4 protein-coding genes are annotated in these 2,875 nt (G+C 72.1%); 1 reads left to right on the forward strand and 3 read right to left on the reverse strand.

The genetic code is table 11. The annotated features are described in order from the left end of the window. On the reverse strand, positions 1-330 hold a 330-nt coding region (locus tag VFW24_11345; GenBank protein ID HEX5267359.1), incomplete at its 3' end, for a pyridoxamine 5'-phosphate oxidase family protein. A gap of 87 nt (positions 331-417) precedes the next feature. On the opposite strand from VFW24_11345, the gene VFW24_11350 reads away from it, so the two are divergent. Continuing rightward, positions 418-1,311, forward strand: a complete 894-nt coding sequence (locus tag VFW24_11350; GenBank protein ID HEX5267360.1) for a patatin-like phospholipase family protein — start codon at positions 418-420, stop codon at positions 1,309-1,311. 34 nt (positions 1,312-1,345) lie between these two features. Here the strand turns inward: VFW24_11350 and VFW24_11355 are convergent, their stop codons facing one another. Together VFW24_11355 and VFW24_11360 are read right to left on the reverse strand one after the other, a co-directional pair. Continuing rightward, entirely contained in the window at positions 1,346-2,152 is an 807-nt protein-coding gene (locus VFW24_11355; GenBank protein HEX5267361.1) for an ABC transporter permease, read from the reverse strand. After that, the coding region (locus VFW24_11360) for an ATP-binding cassette domain-containing protein (GenBank protein HEX5267362.1) at positions 2,149-2,875 on the reverse strand (727 nt) is incomplete at its 5' end. The genes VFW24_11355 and VFW24_11360, both read right to left, overlap by 4 nt.

Below are 2,875 nucleotides of genomic sequence, written 5' to 3' on the forward strand. Positions count from 1 at the left end.
CCACTCGACCGGCACATAGCGCATGGTGATCCGGCGGTAGACGTCCCGCCATGCATCGTCGTGTCCGAGCGGGTGGATCGTCTCGGCCGACCCGCGCACGACGACCTTCCGGTACGGCCCGACCGACTCGTCGACCGTGAAGCACACCCGCGGGTCCGCGGTGAGGTTGGCCAACCAGCGCGAGCGCTCGCGGGGAGTGACCAGGAAGACACCGTCCTCGACGATGAACCACGTGGGGACCACCAGGGGGCTGCCGTCGGGATCGGTCGTCCCGATGCGCACGAGCTGTCCGGGCTCGGCCAGGAAGGCGTCAACCTCGGCCGGGGTCATGCCGGGCACGGTCCCCGACCGTAGCGTCCGTCCCCGGCCGGACGCCGCCCGGGCACGACCCGGGCACGACCCGGTCAGAATGGCGACATGTCGCGGGCGCTCGTGTTGAGTGGTGGGGGGTCAGTAGGGATCGCCTGGCAGTCCGGCCTGGTCGGGGGCCTGGCCGAGGCCGGGGTGGATCTGCGGACGATGGACCGGGTGCTCGGGACCTCGGCGGGCTCTGCGGTGGGCGCGCAGATCAAGCTGGGTCGCGACCTCGCCGACCAGGTGGCGCGCTACCGGGCGGGGCCGAGTCCCCGGGGCGCCTCCTCCGGTCGGACGCCGGGCCCGTCCGCCGGCGCCTCGACGGCGGAACGGATGGGCAAGCTGATGGAGGTGATGGCCGCGTCCCCGGACGCCTCGCCTGACGAACGCCGGAAGCTGATCGGGCGCTACGCCCTGGAGGCCGACACCGGCCCCGAGGACCGGTTCGTGGGGGGCTTCTCATACCTGAAGGGGGAGGCGTGGCCTGCGGGTTACGCGTGCACCGCCGTCGACGCCGCGACCGGGGAGTTCACCGTCTGGGAGGGCCAAGAGGGCGTCGAGCTGGACCGGGCCGTTGCCTCGAGCTGCGCGGTGCCGGGCCTGTTCCCGCCGATCACGATCAACGGCCGCCGCTACATGGACGGGGGGATGCGCTCGGCCACCAACGCCGACCTCGTCAAGGGTTGTGACCGGGTGTTGATGATCACGCTCATGGCCGCAACGCGCGCCGGGGTCAATCCGGAATGGGCCGAGCGCCTGAGCCGCGCCCGCGACCAGGAGCTGGAGGCCATCCGCGCCGCCGGAGGCGAGATCACCACCGTCGCGCCCGATCAGGAGGCGGCATCGGTTCTCGGAGTCAATCTCATGGACGGAAGCCGCCTGCTCGAGGCGGCCGAGGAAGGGATCCGTCAGGGCAAGGCCGAGGCCGGCCGGCTGGGGGACTTCCTCTCCGGGTGAGCTCCCGGGGCGCCGGGCGCCATCCCGTGGCCTGTTACTGCGCGGGCCGGCGGTTGTAGAGGCGCCCGGCCCAGAGGTACGAGACGACGGCAATGCCCACGCTCCACGCGACGGCCCGGATGGCGTTGCCTCCCGTGGCGCCGCCTCCCGTTATCAGGCCGCGGAGGGTGTCGGTCACGGAGGTGAACGGCTGGTACCGGGCGAACTGACGGAGCCCGGCCGGCAGCGACGCCGTCGTGACGAAGCCGCTGCTCAGGAACGGCAGGAGGGTGAGCACCATGGGGGTGTTGCTGGCCGTCTCCACGCTGTTGGCGGCCAGGCCGAGAGCGACCGCCATCCAGGCGAGGGCAAAGGCAAAACCGGCCATGAGGCCGACGGCAGCCAGCCAGGCGAGCGGGCCGGCCGAGGGCCGGAACCCGAGCGCCACGGCGATGGTGACGACGACCGCCGTGCCGACCAGGGCCTGGATGACGCTGCCCAGCACTTGGCCGGTGAGCACCGATGTGCGGGCGATGGCCATGGTGCGGAACCGGGCGATGATGCCCTCGGTCATGTCCATGGCCACCAGCACGGCGGTGCCGTTGGCGGCGGCGGCCACGGTCATCAGCAGTATCCCGGGGACGATGAAGCTGAGATACGCCCCGCGGCTGGAGGCACCGACGGCGTGGCCCCCGCCCAGGCCCGCACCCAGCTGGCCGCCGAAGACGTAGACGAACAGCAGGAGGAACACGACCGGCATGCCGATGAGCAGCACGGTCATGGCCGGGTAGCGCTGGAGGTGCTTGAGCTGGCGGCGCAGCATGGTGACCGAGTCGGTGACGGTGAGAGCCAGTTGGGTCATGGCTGCGGCTCCGGTTGGACGGCGGGATGTCCGGTGAGGGTCAGGAAGACGTCGTCGAGGTCGGCCTCGTGGATCGAGAGCCGCTCCACCGGGATCTCTCCGTGGTCGAGGCGGCCGAGGAGGTCACGGATGCCGGCAACCGACCCGTCCCCGGGAACCTGCAGAGTCAGGGCGGCGCAGTCGGCCGGGCCGGCGCCGAGCAGGCGGGCGGCAGCTTCGAGGGCGGAGGGGTCGGCGAAGTGGAGGCTCAGGTGGCCGCCGGGCAGCCGTCGCTTCAGGGCCTCGGGGCTGCCCTCGGCGACGATCCGGCCGCCGTCGAGGATGCCGATGCGGTCGGCCAGGCGGTCGGCCTCGTCGAGGTACTGGGTGGTCAGCAGGATCGTGATCCCCCGGGCGACGAGGCCGGCGATGGTGTCCCACATGGTCCGGCGGCTGCGCGGGTCCAGTCCGGTGGTCGGCTCGTCGAGGAAGATCACCTGGGGATCCCCCAGCAGCGTCATGGCGAGGTCGAGGCGGCGCTTCATACCGCCCGAGTAGGTGGACACCGGCTTGCGGGCCGCCTTCACCAGATCGAAGCTCGCGAGCAGCTCCCCCACCCGCCGCCGGCCCCGGTCCCGGCCGAGATGACGCAGGTCCGCCATCAGGCGCAGGTTCTCCTCGCCCGTCAGCAGGTTGTCCACCGCCGAGAACTGCCCGGTGACGCCGATCGCCGCGCGGACCAGG

The organism is Acidimicrobiales bacterium, from assembly GCA_036273495.1.
Lineage (GTDB): Bacteria > Actinomycetota > Acidimicrobiia > Acidimicrobiales > JAJPHE01 > DASSEU01.

Coding starts and splice junctions, on each gene's coding strand:
- VFW24_11350 (HEX5267360.1), top strand. CDS start 418: ATGTCGCGGGCGCTCGTGTTGAGTGGTGGGGGGTCAGTAGGGATCGCC.
- VFW24_11355 (HEX5267361.1), bottom strand. CDS start 2,152: ATGACCCAACTGGCTCTCACCGTCACCGACTCGGTCACCATGCTGCGC.